The organism is Breoghania sp. L-A4, from assembly GCF_003432385.1.
Lineage (GTDB): Bacteria > Pseudomonadota > Alphaproteobacteria > Rhizobiales > Stappiaceae > Breoghania.
Genome location: NZ_CP031841.1, coordinates 3963620 through 3978761, shown reverse-complemented (window position 1 = coordinate 3978761; position 15142 = coordinate 3963620). Strand labels below are relative to the sequence as shown.

The window sequence follows — 15142 nt, the reverse complement described above, 5'->3', positions numbered from 1 at the left end:
AAAAGGCATATGACAATATGTCTTCAGCGTCTGGGAGGACAAAATCGTGAAACACTCTGCTCTGTTGCGCCGGTGCTTGCTGGCCGGTGCGCTCACCCTTTCCGCGACCGCCGCGCAGGCCGCCGACTGGCGCGGCTGGAACATCCATCCGGAAGGCTATCCGAACACGGTGGCCCTGGAGCAGTTCGCCAAGGACGTCACCGAGAAGACCGACGGCCGGGTGACCGCCACAGTCTACAATGGCGGCGTGCTGGGATCGCAGCCCGACGCCATCGAGCAGACGCGCAACGGCGCGCTCGATTTCGCTAATTTCAACATGGGTCCGATGGGCCCCATCATTCCGGAGACCAACGTGCTGTCGCTGCCGTTCCTGTTCAACGGCGTCGACCAGATGCACAAGGTGATGGACGGGCCGATCGGCAAGAAGTTTTCCGCCGCCATGGAAAAGGAAGGTCTGGTCAGTCTCGCCTGGTTCGATTCAGGTTCGCGCAGCTTCTACAACACCAAGCATCCGATCGAGACGCCCGAGGATGTCGCCGGCATGAAGATCCGCGTCATGAACAACGATCTCTATGTCGACATGGTCGCGCAGCTCGGCGGCAACGCCACGCCGATGGCCTTTGGCGAGGTGTTTCAGTCGCTCAAGACCGGCGTCATCGACGGCGCGGAGAACAATTACCCGTCGTTCGAATCGACCAACCACTACGAAGTGGCGCCCTATTATTCGATCACCGACCACCTGATCATTCCGGAGTGCGTCTGCATCGCCAAGGCGAGCTGGGACAAGCTGTCGGCCGAGGATCAGGCGATCGTCAGCGCCGCGGCTGTATCCGCAGCCAAGACGCAGCGTGATCTGTGGGCCAAGCGCTCCGACGAAAGCCGCAAGAAGGTCGAGGCCGGCGGCGTGAAGGTCAACGAGGTCAAGGACAAGTCTGCTTTCCAGGAAAAGATGAAGCCTGTCTACGCCACGTTCATCGAGCAGAACCCTGATCTGGCTGACTGGATCACGGAAATTCAGTCGACCAAGTAGATCCAGGAGATCCTGCGCAAGAACGGCCCGGGCGCGGCACATGCGCCCGGGCCGTGCGCCGGATCCTGGATGCTCCGCATGACGCGGCGTCGTCGTGCGACGACACCACACCTGATATCATGATCATGGATCGCGGCTCCGGACGGCCGCAATCCGGGAACCAGAAGCGGAGCGCGTGCGCGCCAGCGGGGCCATGCGCCGCGCCATCGGCCACGAGGGGCACTGAGATGCGTTTGACGGAAAGCCCCGGTGCGGAGGGCGCGGGGGACGATGGGCCCGCCTGGCTTGCGGGCGTCGACCGGGTACTCGACCGTATCGCCCGGCTTTGCATGACGGTTGCCGGTGTCATGCTGGTGTTCCTGATCGTGATCTTCGGCTGGCTGGTGTTCGGCCGCTATGTGCTTAACAACACGCCCACCTGGGTCGAGCAGGCGTCGCTTCTGATCGTCGTTTTCATCACCTTTCTCGGCGCGCCGGTCGGCATCCGCCAGAAGACCCATCTCAGCATCGATTTCGTGCGTGAGGCGATGCCCGGACCCATCCGGGTGGCGACCTACTACATCAGCGATGTCCTGCTGATCCTTTTCGGCGGCTTCATGGCCTGGCAAGGCGCGGCTCTGGTGGACAAGATGTTGAATCGGATGATCCCGATGATCGGCCTGTCGGAAGGCTGGCGCGCCGCGCCGATGGTGATCTGCGGTGTCTTCCTTATTCTGTTCGCCGGAGCGGATATCCTCACACGCCTGCTACGCCGCACGCCGGCCGGAAACTGACATCATGGGCCTCATCATTCTGTTCGGGCTGTTTTTCGGCGGCATGATCGTCGGCGTCCCGGTCGCCTTCGCCCTCGGCATCGCCGCGGTTGCGGGCTTTCTCTACGAGGGCTTTCCTCTGTTCGTCGCCTTCCAGCGCATCATGTCGGGCATTTCGGTGTTCTCGCTGCTGGCGATCCCCTTCTTCATCTTTGCCGGTGAACTGATGATGCAGGGCGGCATCGCCGCACGTCTGGTGCGTCTGGCCGCCGCCGCCGTTGGGTCCATGCGTGGCGGACTCGGGGTGGTCAATGTGGCCTCCTCCATGCTGTTTGGCGGCATTTCCGGGTCCGCCGTCGCCGACACCTCCGCGCTTGGCTCGATCCTGATGCCGGTGATGAAGGAAAAGAGCTACGACGCCGACTACGCGGTCAACGTCACCGTGTGCTCGTCGATCGCCGGCGTGGTGATTCCGCCGAGCCACAACATGATCCTGTTCGCGGTCGCCGCCGGCGGCGGTATCTCGGTGTCGAAACTGTTCATCGCCGGCGTCGTGCCCGGCGTGCTGATGTGCCTGTGCCTGGGCGTCGTCGCTTATCTGGTCGCGGTGCGGCGCGGCTACCCCGCCGAGACGTTTCCCGGCTGGGGGACGCTGCTGCGCAGCCTGGTCGTCGCGCTGCCGGGCCTGTTCACGGCGGTGATCATCGTCGGCGGCGTGCTCTCCGGCGTCATGACGGTGACCGAGTCGGGCGCGCTGGGCGCCATCTACGCCTTCCTCGTCACAATTTTCGTCTACCGGGAACTCTCCTGGACGGGCTTCAAGACGGCGGTGCTCAGCGCGGTGCGCACCACCGCCATGGTGATGATCCTGGTCGGCTGCGCCTCGGCCTTCGCCTATCTGTTGACGCTGTACCGGGTGCCGGACATGCTGGCGCATTCGCTGACCGCGATCTCCGACAACCCGATCCTGATTCTGCTGATGCTCAACGTCATCCTGCTGGTGCTCGGCATGATCATGGACATGGCGGCGCTGATCCTGATCTGCACGCCGATCTTCCTGCCGGTAGTCCGCGATCTCGGCATGGACCCGATCCAGTTCGGCATCATCATGATGATGAACCTGGGGCTGGGCCTGTGCACGCCGCCTGTCGGCGCCTGTCTGTTCGTCGGCTGCGTCATCGGCGGGGTCAAGATCGAACATGCGGTGAAGACCATCTGGCCGTTCTACCTGGCGATTCTGGTGGCGCTGATGCTGACCACCTATGTGCCGGCGATCTCGCTGACGCTGCCCGCTCTATTCGAATGAGGATACCATGCTGAAACGACTTCTGATCACCGGCGCCGCTGGCGGCCTTGGCACCGTGGCGCGCAACCGGCTCAAGCATGTGGCCGAGGTCCTGCGCCTGTCCGATGTCGCCAATCTCGGCGAGGCCGCGGCGAATGAGGAACTGGTGCCGTGCAATCTCGGTGACCGGGCGGCGGTGGCCGAGCTCGTCGCGGGCTGCGACGGGATCCTGCATCTGGGCGGGGTGTCGGTGGAAGACACGTTCGACAGGATCTGCGAGGCGAACATCGTCGGCGTCTATAATCTCTATGAGGCGGCGCGGCTGAACGGTCTGCCGCGCATCATCTTCGCCAGCTCCAACCACACGATTGGCTACTACACCCAGGACGTCCGGCTGGACACGGAGATGCCGATGCGGCCGGACGGGCTCTACGGCGTTTCCAAGTGTTTCGGCGAGGCGGTGTCCAGCCTCTACCACGACAAGTTCGGCCAGGAGACAGCGCTGGTGCGCATCGGCTCGTGTTTCCCCGAGCCGCGCGATCACCGCATGCTGTCGACGTGGCTCAGCCCGGATGATTTCGTGTCGCTGGTCGAGTGCATCTTCCGCGTGCCGCGCATCGGCCGTCCAATCGTCTGGGGCGTCTCGGACAACGACGCCACGTGGTGGGACAACTCCGGCGCACGCTTCCTCGGCTGGCGGCCCAAGGACAACTCGGAAGTGTTTCGCGCTAAGCTCGACGCCGCCATGACGCCGCCGCCGGCGGACGCGGTCGACGCGGTCTATCAGGGCGGCAAGTTTGTCGCCGAGCCGATCCACCAGGACTGACGGCTCCTGCTGCTATCGCAGATAGTCCATCAGGCTGAGGCTCGACAGCGTTCCAAGGGCGGAATAGCTGGCTTCCAGCTGAGTGTTGTAGCTGGTGATCATCACCGCGAGCACCGCGGTGTCGCTGGTGTTTATCTCGGCGATCAGCTCTTCCGCCGTGGCGGTGAACTCCTCTTCGGAGGTGATGGCGCGTTCTATCGAGGAGGCGGCGAGGCTGAGGCCGACCTGCAGCGACGAAATGCCGTCCTGGGCCTCGACAAGCAGGTCGGCGGCGGCCGTCAGGCTCTGGCTGTCGAGCGTATCCGCGTTGGCGAGGTAGGACAGCGCCCGCATCGCCTTCTCCAGGGCGTCGTTGCCGCCGCTGATGCCGTAGTCAATTGTCCAGCTTTCGCTGACGGCGACCGAAGCCGTGTTCTCGTCGCCGGAGTAGTAGCCGGTGTTGACGTCGGTCAGCGACGTCGCCTCGTATCCTTCTGTTGAGGCGGGCGGCTCGCCGGTCATGCTGCCCGCGAACAGATAGCGGCCCTGGCTTTGGGTGTTGATCAGCGCGGTGAATTCCTCAAGCAGGCTCGCGGCGGTCGACTGCAGGGTGGTGCTGTCCTCGCCCAGGGACGCCGCCGACACCTCCGCGCGCATTTGGGTCAACAGGTCGACCATGGAATCGGTGGCGGAATACATGGCCTCGATACGCGTGTTGGCCAGCGTGCCGGCCGACTGATAAGCCTCCGAGCGCGTGACCGCGACCTCGAGCCCGACCATCCGGGTGGCGTCGGTTCCCAGCCCCGCATAGTCGGTCGAATTGACGCCGGAGACCTGCTGGTTGGTCTTCTCCGCGAGCTTCGCCTGGGTCGCGAGCGATTGCGAGAGCAGGCTGGAGGTCAGCCCGAAGGTTGCGACACGCATCACCATGGTTGGTTACCTCAACTTACCGCCGCCAGCAGGGCATCGAACATCTCCTGGATGGTGCTGAGAACCTGCGCCGAGGTTGAATAGAGTTGTGAGAGTTCAGACAGCCGCGCGGTTTCCTCGTCGAGGTTCACGCCGTAGTCCGAGGTGATGGCGTCGGATATGGACGTCAGCCGGCTGTCGGCCGTTTCCAGACGGGCCGCGGCGCTGTTTGCCTGGCCGACGACCACGGAGAGAATGTCGGTGGCGTAGTCCGCCATGCTGCCCTGCGTCGCCGCGAGGCTTCCCGAGGCCTCGAAGCTGCTGTCCTCTTGCAGCGCCGCGAGAAGGGCCGTGGCGATCGCCGCGGCATCCGTGTCGTCGAGCAGGCTGCCGGGATCGGCGAGGAGGTCGGCGGAGACCGCGATGTCCGACGCATCCGTCCCGGTCAGCAGATCGGGGCGCACGGCGTTGACGGTTTCAATCACGGTGCTCGCCAGCGTGTCGATCATGTCCTGCGCGGCCGGCAGGGTTTCGTCGCGCACGCTCAGAAGCGCCTTGATCTCGCCGTTGGAGATGCTGGCGGCGATATCGGTGCCGTTGAGCGTGATTCCGCTGAGTCCGGCGTCCGTGCCGTCGTAGCTCCGTTCGGACGTCATGACGCTTGCGCTGTCGAAGGACAGATAGTGCGCGGAGCCGTCAACCAGGACCTGACCCGAGGTCGTGTAGACCTTCATCGATCCATTGTCGGAAACGAGGCTTGAAACGCCGAGCGATTCCGAAAGCGTCTGAAGCGCCTGATTGCGCTGGTCTTCCAGATCCGCGGTGGATTCGCCGCGCGCCTTGCCGGCGACAATCTGCTCGTTGAGCGCATCGATCGTGGTGATGGCTTCATTGGCGCTGTCGACGGATGCGGCGATTGCCGCGTCAGCCTCCGCGCGCAGGTCCTGGATATCCGACGACAACTCGCGCAACTGGGCGCTCAGTGTGTCGAGCTCGCTGAGGGCGCTGGCGGCCGCGCTCGTGCTTTCGGGCGTCGAGGCAAGTTCCGACAGCGCGCTTTCCACATCCGCAAGCGTGTTGGAGAGCGCGCTGCCAGTGCCGTCGTCACCTGATGTGGAACCGAACAGGGATTGCAGACGGTCGAGATAGTCGGCAGTCGTCGATGCGGCGGCCTGTTTCGACGTCGCCTCGTTCAGGTTGGCCAGCAGGATGGCGTCCACCTTGGAGGTGATGCCGGAGATGGAGACACCGGTGCCAACGCCCGCCGTGGTCTGGGACGTCTGGGTCGCGGATTTGCGTGTGTAGCCTTCGGTGTCCGCGTTGGCGATGTTGGCGGAGGCAACCGACAACTGGACCTGGGTCGCGGTCAGTGAACTCGTGGCGATCTGGCTGGCGACGCTGAGCGAGGTCATGTTGCTCCCTTCACCGGATTACGCCTTGCATCCGGGATGCAGGGAGACCGTCCGGTTGACGACAGGCGACGCGTAGCGTCCGTTGACGCCATACACCGGCGGCGGCTTTGACTCCTCGCGCACCACCCGCATGATCGCATCCACGCGGCGCTGGCTCGCGGCCATGGCCTTGTTCAGTTCCGCGGCGTTTTCCGACAGAGCCTGTCCAAGCCGGCGGCCGCGTTCCAGCAATTGGGTCGCCAGTTCCGGGGACGCCTGGATCAGCAGCAGCTGCTGCGTCTTGATCTGTCGCATCCAGCGGCTGAATTGCTCGGCGAGTTCATGCTTCTGGGCGACAATATCATCAAGCGGCATGGTCATTCCGGCGGCCAGGCGCCGGTTTTCGTCATGCGCCAGCGCCAGAAGCCTGTCGGCGACATCGATCATGCGCGCGACGGTTTCGTCCACGGTTTCGATCGGCGGGACGGGGGTCATTGTTTCGGTCCTCTGCGCGTCTGGGCGGGCAGCGGCAGGGCCTGCACGTGGGCGTAGCTGGATGCGGCGCGTGAGGCGTTGAACGAGCCGAACAATTGCCGGCCGATGTCCGCGCGCCGCGCGGCAAGTTCGGCCGCGAGACGGTTCACTTCATCGTGCAGTGCCAGAGCCTTGAGCCGGCCGGCGGCGCCGTCGGAAGAATTGGCTCTGGCCTCGGCGCAGAGCCGCTTCAGTTTGTGAAATCTCGGATCAGGGTCAGGTTGGGTCATTGTCAGCGGACCGAGTTGATCAGCGTGTCGAACATGTCGCTAGCGGTCGACATGATCTGCGAGGAGGCGGAATAAGCCTGCTGCGCGGCGAGCATGCTGGAAAATTCGTTGCTGGTATCGGTGGTGCTCGATTCAAGCCATCCGCCGTTGATCTCGCCCGCGCCTCCGGCGCCGGCGAATTGCAGGACGCTGCTGCCGGACGTCGTGCTGCGGGCATAGACGCCGTTGCTCATTTCCGTCAGGCCGTTGGCATTGGCGAAGGTGGCGATGGGGATCTTGTAGATGGTCTGGGCTTCGCCATTGTCGAAGTTGGCGATCACCGATCCGTTGTCCGAAATTTCGATGCCGGTCAGGTTGCCGTAAGCGATACCGTTCTGGGTGACGGTCTGGCCGGTGATGCTGGGAGTGCTGCTGTCGGATGCGTATTGCGTCAGCCCATCGGTCTTTCCGGTGGTGCCCAATGACAGTGAAATCGTACTGGCGGCGGCGCCCGTGGTCCAGCCGCTGATCGTCAGTTCCGCCGCCGCCGGATTGGTGCTGGCAAGGGTTCCGTCAGAGTTGAATGTGATCTCGATGGGGTCGCTGGATGTGGTTCCGCTGGCGACGCCGGTGGAGGACAACACGGGATCCGCCAAACTCAGTTCCCAGGTGTTCTCGGCGGTCTTTTCCCAGGTGGCCGTTACGGTGCTGCCGGATCCGAGCGAGTCGTAGACCTCGAGGGTTGTCTCATAGGTGCTGCCGATCTCGGCATCGGCGGGCAGGTTGGCCTGGATATCGATTTCGGTCGTGGCGCCGACCGAGCTCTGGATCGCATCGGTGTCGATGGCGACCAGGGATGTCTCGCTTGTGCCGCCGATCACATTGCCGTCGGCGTCGGTTTCCCAGCCCAGCAGATAGTTGCCGTTGTTGACCAGATATCCGTCGCTATCGACGGAGAATTCGCCATTGCGCGTGTAGTTCGCGTCGCTGCCGTCGATATCCGAGGAGACAACGAAGTAGCCGCTTCCGTCGATGGCCAGCGAGGTGTCGCTGCTTGAGGATACGAGCAGGCCTTGCGCCGTGTTGTTGGCGCGCGTTGTCGCGGAAACGCCGCCGCTGCTTCCCGAACTCGATGCGCTGGCGACAAGACTTTCAAAGGACGTGGAGTTCGCCTTGTAGGCGGTGGTGCCCGAGTTCGCCAGATTGTCGGCGACCGTCGCCAACGCCTGGCTCTGGGCATAAAGAGAGGAAACGGCTGAATTCAGGGCTCCAGTCAGACTCATGGTACGCTCCCTATGCCTTGATGCTGATGACGTCGTCGATGGAAATGGTGCTGTCGCCGAGAGTCAGGACAGACTCGTCGTTCTCCACGTCGATGCCGGTCACCACGCCGGTCACCGTCGTGCTGCCGGTTATGGAATCGCCATTCGCGTCGAGCGCCTCGACCGCGATGGTGTAGTTGCCGCCGTCTTCAAGCTGAGTGCCGTCGGTGGTCGTGCCGTCCCAGACGAAGCTGTGGGAGCCGGCCTCGGTCTCGCCGCTGCCGGTCCAGACCGTGGCGCCGCTTTCGTCGAGGATCGAGATGGAAACGCTGCTGGCGTCTTCGTCCAGCGAATAGCCGTAGGTGGCGGATCCGTCGGTCAGCGTGTTGGTGTTGCCGTTGGCCTCCACCGTCTTGCCGACATATCCCAGCCCGGTGTTGGAGATCATCGACTCCATCGATGTCGTCAGGCTGGTGATCTGGTCGTTGATGCTGTTGAGCGTGTCGTAGCTGCCATAGGAAACCAGTTGCTCCATGTAGGAGTCGGTGTCGGTCGGGTCGAGCGGGTTCTGGTTCTGGATCTGCTCCAGCATCAGCGTCAGAAAGTCGTTGCTGGTCAGTCCGAGCGATGAAGTGCTGGTGCTGCTCGTGGTGGTCGCGGTCGCCGCGGCACTGCTAACAGTTGATATGGTCATCGGCTTCCCACCTTGCGTCGAATGAGCGAATTGGGTGGGGCGACTTGTTTGGCCATTACTGGCGTGCGGTCGTCCCTTGTGAATAAGAAACGGACGGCAAGCTCAGATCAGGCGGATTAATTTAAAATAAATACTAGGTAAATATTTCCCATAGGCAAATATTTCTACATTCATGGAACGCACGCAAGACTATCGCAGTTGGCGCGAAGTGTTTGCGGCCGGCCGCACTGATATCGGGGCGGCTTCCTCGTGCAGGCCTGTGTCGCGCGAATATATGGCGGCGCGGCAGGCGCGCGCCAGTCCTCGGACTTGGCCCGCGCACGGTGTCAGGCGTTCGCTCGCGTCGGCGGCGCGGGCAGCGCTTGCGGCGGTGCGTCCGGTTTTCACGCGGTGGCGGCGAGGCGCGTTTATTTCGGGTCGGTGTCTTGGGAATGCTGCGGTCCGGGTCCCGGCGTGCGCCGGATGAAGTCCGCGATGGCCGCCCTGTCCTTGGCGTCGAATTGTACCAGCAGCGCGGTGATCCGGTTCAGCGACCTGGCGTCAAGCTGGTTGCGGCTGTCGATCGCCGCCTGAAGGGTTGCCCGCAACGTGTCAGGGTCGAACGCCGGGGCCGCGATCAGTTTCGCCAGATTCTTGCGGCTGACGTCGGCCGCGGGCCTGAATCGTTCAAACTCGGCGCGAAGATCGTCGATTCCTTCCTGCAGCAAGACCTGGCCACGCTCGGAAAGCTGGCCCTTGAGGCGGGTTTCGAAGTCGCGGAAGAAGTTCGGCGGTCCAGGGGGCGGCCGGTCGAACGACCCGCCGACAAGCCAGCCCGCCAGGAACAAATTCACGCCGAGCGACAGGAACAGGACGTTCGCGAGAACGATGAAGCGGCGGCTTGCGGTCTTAAGGGGCATTCTTGTATCCGCTATGACAGATCGAAGTATGTGAAAAACGTCGGCAGGGATACTTCAGAAAGAACATTGCTTGTCTCATCGACGTTCGCATAGCTGGCGATCATGCCTGAGACGAAGCAGACCATCAGAACGGCGGCCGGCCGCAGCATCGTGTCGGTTTGAAAAACCGCCGCCCCGCCGTCCCGAAGCGATTCAAGTGACCGGGCAAGCGACCGCACAAGCGATCCGGCGGTGAAACGGGCCGGCTGCGGCGGCGTTGCCGCGGTTTGCGTTATCGGTTCGCGTGCGCGCGAGGAGGCAAGCGCCTCGCGAACGATGCGATCGGCGAGGCCGGCGGGCGCGCGCACGGGCGCCTGGGGGGCGAACGCCTGTTGCAGGGCATGCGATTCCTCAAGCAGCGCACGGGCCTCGCGCGAGTGCTCGAGCAAAGCCCTGGCCGCCGCGGCCTCCTTCTTCGACCATGTGTCGAGATCGCTTCCTCGACGATCGAGAATATCTTCGAAGTCTTCGATTCTCATGGTTTTCATGGTGTTAATGACGGTCGCCACGGTGTGGCGCCTGCGGTGGAAATTACATGCCTTCGCGGCGGGTGTCTATGTGACGCCGTGGATCATGCGGCGGTTGGCCTATCGAAATCCGAATAGTCGGCGCCGCTTTCCTCGGCCCGCGGCTTGATCGGCGTCATGCTCGCCCACGCGTCGCGCACATCGATGAGGCCCTCGATGAGTTTGCGAAGACGCGCTGCGGCATTCGCTTTGCCGATGCTGTTGGTCAGCGCTAATATGTTGCTTGAGTACATCTGATTCAACTGCCGTCCGACCAGGCCGCTTCTTTCGAGGTCAAGCGCCTGGCGCAAGCCGCGCAGAATGGCTACCGCGTGCTGAACGTTGGCATAGGCCTCATCGAAACGGCCGGCCTCGTGCGCTTTGATCGTGCGGTGGATGGCATTGATGGCTTCGTCGTACAGACGCACCACGGCGGTCACCGGCGGCACCGCCGTGGCGGCCTGCCGATAGGCGGAAATGGCATGGGTCATTGCGCAGGTCATTGGTCAGTCTCCGAGGTTGAGATAGGCTTCCAGATAGTCGAGCGTCGACTGCGCTTCTTCTATCGCCGCCTGATACGCGGCGTAGCGGGTGGTCAGCGTATCGCGGTAATCTTCGGCACGGCTTCGGATGTCGCTGGCCCGCTCGTCGAGATCCTCGTTGGTCTCCGACAGGTCCGTGATGACGCTTGTCAGGATGCTGTCGTCGGCGTTGGCGTAGCCGTCCGCGGCGTTGAACAGCCGCTCGACGATGCCGGCGGTGAACGCCAAGGTGGCGCTCTGCGACGTATCGCCGGTGAAAACAAAAGTGATGCCCTCGTAGGCGCTGCCCGCAGCGCCGATGATGCGCGCGTCGTTGATGGTGAACAGCGACGCGTCACCGTCCACGGAGACCGATGTCACGGCGCCGGTTTCGTCGACCTCGATGTCCAGTGTCAGTTCGCTGGGCATGGAGTCCGAGCGCGATAGCAAGGCGACGTCGCTCGAGGAGGAGGTCATCTGGAAGTTGAGCAGGTTCTCGACCTGATCGAGATCGTTCAGCAGGGCCGTGTTCAGGGTGCTGTCGTCGAGTTCCAGCATGTTGTTGTTGTCGTAGGTAAGGCCGAGCAGGGCCATCGATTCCGAGTCGATGATGGTGCTGAGGGCGTCGGCGATGGCGCTGTTGGCCATGCGCAGCGTGCCGTTGGCGAACAGGGCCGCGTCGTCGCTCGCGCCACCGCCCGAGGCCGTTGCCTGCTGGGTGATCGCCCATTCGCGATAGGCGTTGTAGGCGTCCACGAGGGTGGTGATCGACGTCTTGATCGTGTTGAGATCCGGCGACACCTCGATCGTGATCGAGGCATCTTCGCCCGTGGGCTGATAGAGGTTGAAGGTCACGCCGTCGATCACGTCGTCGATGTCGTTGGAATCCCGGGTGATCTCGACGCCGTCCAGGCGGATGATGGCGTCTTGTGAGGCCTGCAGCTCGTTGGCGAACGCGCCGTCGGACGTGGTTATGCCGAGCGCCGTGGCGACGTCGGTGCCCGAGGCGGCGGTGATCGAGATTGCGCGGCCGGTGTCTGTGCCCGACAGGATCAGCTGATAGTCGCTCTCCGACACCTTGATCACCGATGCCTGGACGCCGGTGGTGTCGGTGCTGTCGTTGATCCGCTCGGCGATCTCGCGCAGCGACATGTCTGCGGTCACGGTGATGTCGACGCTTTCCATGCCCTCCAGGGCCAGCGTGAAGGTGCCCTCCAGCGCCAGTTCGGCCGCGCTTTCCTCGTAGGCGGCGCTGGAGACCTTCTGGACCGTGGCGATTTGAATGATCTGCAGGTCGTAGGTTGCGATATCGGCATCATTGGCGACGGTTATGACGACGGCGGATGCGGCATCCACGTCGCCCTGCGCGGTCAGATAGGCTTCGCGCGTCGAAAACGCATCGTCGTTTGCCGTCAGGCTGTTGTCGGTGCCGCGAATGGTGTCGGCGGCGTCGGCCACGGCCTGGAGCAGCGACTGCATTTCCTGGTAGGCGGCGATCTTCGTTTCGTTCTCGGTGATCTTGACGTCGATGGTATCGGCCGGGAGTTCCTTGGCGAGAACCATCGAATCGACGAGCGCCGTCCAGTCGATGTCGGAGGAGCTCGACGAATAGGTGTAGCTCGCCGAGTTCGTGGCGGCGGTCGCGGTTGTGGAGGTCGTGGCGGAGACGTCGGCCATGGATCACCGTGGTGCTGGCAAGATGCTGAAAAAGGCGGCTGGAGCCCGTCCGGGGACATCGAGAACAAGCGATGCCCTCCGGAGCGCTCCGGCCGCAGTGCTGCTATCGCAGCAGCGACAGCAGGTTCTCGGGCATCTCGTTGGCCTGCGATGCGGCGGCGACGGCCGCCTGAACCTTCACCGAGGCGGCGGAGAGCTTTGCCTGTTCCGAGGCGATATCGACATCGGCGATGGCGGATTCCGCGGCTTCCAGATTCTCGATGCTGGTATCGATCTGGGCCGAGCGGAATTCGAACCGCGACATGGTCGCACCCATTTCCGCGCGGGCGTTGGAAACGGTGTCGATGGCGCTGTCGAGGAGGGCGAGAGCCTCTTCGGCGCCTGCCTGCGTCGATACGTCGAGGTCCGCGATCCCGAGGTCGGAAGACGTCAGCGACTTGATCGTCAGCGTGATCGTATCGGAGGCATCGGAGCCGACGACGACTTTCGCGCCGGTGGTGTCGGCCGCCGTGCTCGTGCCCGTGGCGGTCCCCGTGGTCAGGCCGAGATCGGACAGGGCGAAGTCGGTCGACCCGTCCAGGCTGCCGGTCAGATTGTCGACCGTCACCGAGGCCTTGCTGCCGGTTGCGCGGCTGGTGAAGGTCAGCTCGCCGGTATCCTCGTCGAGGCTGGCGGTGACGTCGTAGTTGCCGTCGTCGATCAGGGCGGCATTGACGGCGTCGACCAGGTCGGCCGCCGAATAGGCGACGTCTTCGGCGGTGTCGTTGGAAAGTGTGACGGTCGTGCCGTTGACGTCGAAGCTTGCTTCCTCGCCCGCGGTGACCGTCAAGGCGGCGGCGGCGCTGAACGTCTCCGTGTCGTCGCTGTCGGTGTCGGTGATGCCGAGCGTCGACAGATCTGCGGAGGTCAGCGTGGTGTTCGAGCCGCCGACGGTGACGTTGTCGACGGTGATGTCTGCGCCGTCAGCGGCGCCCAGCACGAGATTGCCGGAGCCGTCGGTGCTGGCCGTCACGCCAGTGGTGGCGCTTTCCGCGTTCACCGCGGTGACGATGTCGTCGACGGTGATCTCGCCGGTGGTGGTGGCGCCGACGGTCAGGTCGATGGCCGTGCCGTTGATGTCGAAGCTCAGTGTGTCGCCGTCGGCACCGGCGATGCTGGCGCTGAGCGCCGTCGTCGCCGCCGTCGCGCCGGTGATCGTCGAGGTTGCCGTGGCCGCCGTCGTCGCCGTGTCATCGGAGAAGGTGCTGGTACCGTCGAGCAGGCTCTGGCCGTTGTAACGGGTCGATGTGGCGATGCCGTCGACTTCTTCCACGAGTTGTTCGAACTCGGCCTCGATGTAGGCGCGCTCGGTGTCCGTCACCGTGCCGGAGGCGGACTGCGAGGCAAGGGTCTTCATGCGCTCGAGAATGTCGCTGACATTGGATGCGCCGCCATCCGCGGTCTGCAGGATCGAGATGCCGTGCGAGGCGTTGGTGGACGCCTGTTCGAGCGCGGAGACGTCGGATGAGATCTTCGTGGAGATGGCGAGGCCGGCCGCGTCGTCGGATGCCTTGGTGATGCGCGAGCCGCTGGCCAGCTTGGCCAGGGATTCAGACTGGTCGGAGGAGTTGATGTTGAGGTAACGCACGGCCGTGTTGGCGGCGGTATTGGTTGAAATGACGGGCATAGATGACTCCTGCTTTCTCTGGGACCCCACGCCCGGTTTTTCGGCGCGGTAAAGACCCGCGTTCTGCGGGCCTGTTCCTTCAACGAAAGAAAAAGAGAAATCAGGCGAAGTATTCTTATGTGTAATAACTCATATGATTAATCATCTGTTAATAATGACAAGACGTCGACTTGCGCGTTGCGCAGAATATGGCGCAATTTCTGGCGGCCGCGCTTGAGCAGGGACTCAACCGCATAGACGGAGGTCTCCATCACCGCGGCGATGTCGGTGTTGCTCATGTTCTCGGTGTAGGACAGGATCAGCGCGATGCGCTGCTGGTCCGGCAGCTTGGCGATCGCCGCGGTCAGCAGGGCGCTCGCCTCGTGCCGAAGCAGCGTCTGCATCTGGTCGCTCCGGCCATCCCCGATCTCGGGCAGGAGCTCAATGGTCTCGGTGCGCGGCTTGCGCAGTAGGTCGATGCAGCGGTTTGTCACCACGCGGTAGAGCCAGGTGGAGAACTGGGCCTTGCCGGGCTGCCAACGACCGCGCTTGGTCCAGACCTGCAGAAACGCGTCCTGCACCACGTCCTCGGCGTCCGCGGGGCTGCGCAGGATGCGCAGGGCCACCGCATAGCCACGATCGATGTGGCGCTCGGTGAGCGTGCGGAAGGCCTGCTCGTCATCGAGGCCGATACGATGGAGCAGTTCGTCGTCGCTCGCCGCAGCCATGGCGCCTTCCGTCCTGCTGGCCCGTGTGCGGGCAGCCGTTGTGGCCTCGTCGAGGTCGGTCGAAAGAGGCTGCGCCGAGGACGTTTCCGCGAAAGCCATTATCGCTTTCTCCCGCCATTCGCAATTTCATCCGACTCGCTGGATCGGACTTCCCCTCTTCAACGGGGGATATTTGGAAATCAGGCTGTAAAAATTAATAACGTTGAGATTTTTATTGAATTTCTTCTGGGAAATTTATGCCTATTGGCCGGAAATT

General features: G+C 63.3%; 16 protein-coding genes and 1 pseudogene. 4 read left to right on the top strand and 13 right to left on the bottom strand.

Annotated features, from left to right (window positions below; translation table 11 throughout):
- Positions 1-46: 46 nt before the first annotated feature.
- The 4 genes from D1F64_RS18250 (at position 47) to D1F64_RS18235 (ending at position 3893) form a co-directional block, all read left to right on the top strand.
- Positions 47-1030 (top strand): TRAP transporter substrate-binding protein, encoded by a 984-nt coding sequence (locus tag D1F64_RS18250; protein ID WP_117413576.1) that lies wholly within the window; start codon positions 47-49, stop codon positions 1028-1030.
- A 227-nt stretch (positions 1031-1257) separates the two neighbouring features.
- On the top strand, positions 1258-1803 hold the full coding sequence (locus D1F64_RS18245; protein WP_117413575.1) for a TRAP transporter small permease: 546 nt from the start codon (positions 1258-1260) through the stop codon (positions 1801-1803).
- 4 nt (positions 1804-1807) lie between these two features.
- On the top strand, positions 1808-3088 hold the full coding sequence (locus D1F64_RS18240; RefSeq protein ID WP_117413574.1) for a TRAP transporter large permease: 1281 nt from the start codon (positions 1808-1810) through the stop codon (positions 3086-3088).
- A 7-nt stretch (positions 3089-3095) separates the two neighbouring features.
- Positions 3096-3893: an NAD(P)-dependent oxidoreductase gene (locus D1F64_RS18235; protein ID WP_117413573.1), complete on the top strand. Its 798-nt coding sequence runs from the start codon at positions 3096-3098 to the stop codon at positions 3891-3893.
- A 12-nt stretch (positions 3894-3905) separates the two neighbouring features.
- On the opposite strand, the gene D1F64_RS18230 is transcribed toward D1F64_RS18235, so the two are convergent.
- From D1F64_RS18230 to D1F64_RS18170, 13 genes and pseudogenes are all read right to left on the bottom strand, one after another.
- A complete protein-coding gene (locus tag D1F64_RS18230; protein ID WP_117413572.1) occupies positions 3906-4802 on the bottom strand; it encodes a flagellin in 897 nt (298 codons plus the stop codon).
- An 11-nt stretch (positions 4803-4813) separates the two neighbouring features.
- Positions 4814-6193: a flagellar hook-associated protein FlgK gene (gene flgK, locus D1F64_RS18225; RefSeq protein ID WP_117413571.1), complete on the bottom strand. Its 1380-nt coding sequence runs from the start codon at positions 6191-6193 to the stop codon at positions 4814-4816.
- Between the two features lie 18 nt (positions 6194-6211).
- The gene (locus D1F64_RS18220) at positions 6212-6667 is read right to left on the bottom strand and encodes a hypothetical protein (protein WP_117413570.1); all 456 of its coding nucleotides are present in this window, start codon (positions 6665-6667) and stop codon (positions 6212-6214) included.
- On the bottom strand, positions 6664-6936 hold the full coding sequence (locus D1F64_RS18215) for a hypothetical protein (protein WP_117413569.1): 273 nt from the start codon (positions 6934-6936) through the stop codon (positions 6664-6666). The genes D1F64_RS18220 and D1F64_RS18215 overlap by 4 nt, the downstream gene beginning before the upstream one ends.
- Before the next feature lie 2 nt (positions 6937-6938).
- Entirely contained in the window at positions 6939-8198 is a 1260-nt protein-coding gene (gene flgE, locus D1F64_RS18210; protein ID WP_117413568.1) for a flagellar hook protein FlgE, read from the bottom strand.
- Between the two features lie 10 nt (positions 8199-8208).
- Positions 8209-8871: a FlgD immunoglobulin-like domain containing protein gene (locus D1F64_RS18205; protein ID WP_117413567.1), complete on the bottom strand. Its 663-nt coding sequence runs from the start codon at positions 8869-8871 to the stop codon at positions 8209-8211.
- A gap of 407 nt (positions 8872-9278) precedes the next feature.
- Positions 9279-9770 carry a periplasmic heavy metal sensor gene (locus tag D1F64_RS18200; protein ID WP_117413566.1) on the bottom strand — a complete coding sequence of 164 codons (492 nt, stop codon included), beginning with the start codon at positions 9768-9770 and terminating at the stop codon, positions 9279-9281.
- 11 nt (positions 9771-9781) lie between these two features.
- Complete coding sequence (locus D1F64_RS23975) at positions 9782-10318, bottom strand: hypothetical protein (protein ID WP_205470532.1); 537 nt, start codon at positions 10316-10318, stop codon at positions 9782-9784.
- A gap of 62 nt (positions 10319-10380) precedes the next feature.
- A complete protein-coding gene (locus D1F64_RS18190; protein WP_162901637.1) occupies positions 10381-10806 on the bottom strand; it encodes a flagellar export chaperone FliS in 426 nt (141 codons plus the stop codon).
- Between the two features lie 15 nt (positions 10807-10821).
- Positions 10822-12513, bottom strand: a complete 1692-nt coding sequence (gene fliD / locus D1F64_RS18185) for a flagellar filament capping protein FliD (RefSeq protein ID WP_117413564.1) — start codon at positions 12511-12513, stop codon at positions 10822-10824.
- 103 nt (positions 12514-12616) lie between these two features.
- Positions 12617-13579 carry a flagellin gene (locus tag D1F64_RS25540; protein ID WP_346432331.1) on the bottom strand — a complete coding sequence of 321 codons (963 nt, stop codon included), beginning with the start codon at positions 13577-13579 and terminating at the stop codon, positions 12617-12619.
- 168 nt (positions 13580-13747) lie between these two features.
- Positions 13748-14179, bottom strand: a pseudogene (locus D1F64_RS25535) (flagellin); the annotation flags it as partial.
- 137 nt (positions 14180-14316) lie between these two features.
- A complete protein-coding gene (locus tag D1F64_RS18170) occupies positions 14317-14985 on the bottom strand; it encodes an RNA polymerase sigma factor (protein ID WP_117413563.1) in 669 nt (222 codons plus the stop codon).
- Between the last annotated feature and the right edge of the window lie 157 nt (positions 14986-15142).

Excerpts from the sequence above, each read along its gene's own strand:
- D1F64_RS18245 (WP_117413575.1), top strand. The coding sequence starts at position 1,258 with ATGCGTTTGACGGAAAGCCCCGGTGCGGAGGGCGCGGGGGACGATGGG.
- D1F64_RS18240 (WP_117413574.1), top strand. The coding sequence starts at position 1,808 with ATGGGCCTCATCATTCTGTTCGGGCTGTTTTTCGGCGGCATGATCGTC.
- D1F64_RS18235 (WP_117413573.1), top strand. The coding sequence starts at position 3,096 with ATGCTGAAACGACTTCTGATCACCGGCGCCGCTGGCGGCCTTGGCACC.
- D1F64_RS18230 (WP_117413572.1), bottom strand. The coding sequence starts at position 4,802 with ATGGTGATGCGTGTCGCAACCTTCGGGCTGACCTCCAGCCTGCTCTCG.
- flgK (WP_117413571.1), bottom strand. The coding sequence starts at position 6,193 with ATGACCTCGCTCAGCGTCGCCAGCCAGATCGCCACGAGTTCACTGACC.
- D1F64_RS18220 (WP_117413570.1), bottom strand. The coding sequence starts at position 6,667 with ATGACCCCCGTCCCGCCGATCGAAACCGTGGACGAAACCGTCGCGCGC.
- D1F64_RS18215 (WP_117413569.1), bottom strand. The coding sequence starts at position 6,936 with ATGACCCAACCTGACCCTGATCCGAGATTTCACAAACTGAAGCGGCTC.
- flgE (WP_117413568.1), bottom strand. The coding sequence starts at position 8,198 with ATGAGTCTGACTGGAGCCCTGAATTCAGCCGTTTCCTCTCTTTATGCC.
- D1F64_RS18205 (WP_117413567.1), bottom strand. The coding sequence starts at position 8,871 with ATGACCATATCAACTGTTAGCAGTGCCGCGGCGACCGCGACCACCACG.
- D1F64_RS18200 (WP_117413566.1), bottom strand. The coding sequence starts at position 9,770 with ATGCCCCTTAAGACCGCAAGCCGCCGCTTCATCGTTCTCGCGAACGTC.
- D1F64_RS18190 (WP_162901637.1), bottom strand. The coding sequence starts at position 10,806 with ATGACCCATGCCATTTCCGCCTATCGGCAGGCCGCCACGGCGGTGCCG.
- fliD (WP_117413564.1), bottom strand. The coding sequence starts at position 12,513 with ATGGCCGACGTCTCCGCCACGACCTCCACAACCGCGACCGCCGCCACG.
- D1F64_RS18170 (WP_117413563.1), bottom strand. The coding sequence starts at position 14,985 with ATGGCTTTCGCGGAAACGTCCTCGGCGCAGCCTCTTTCGACCGACCTC.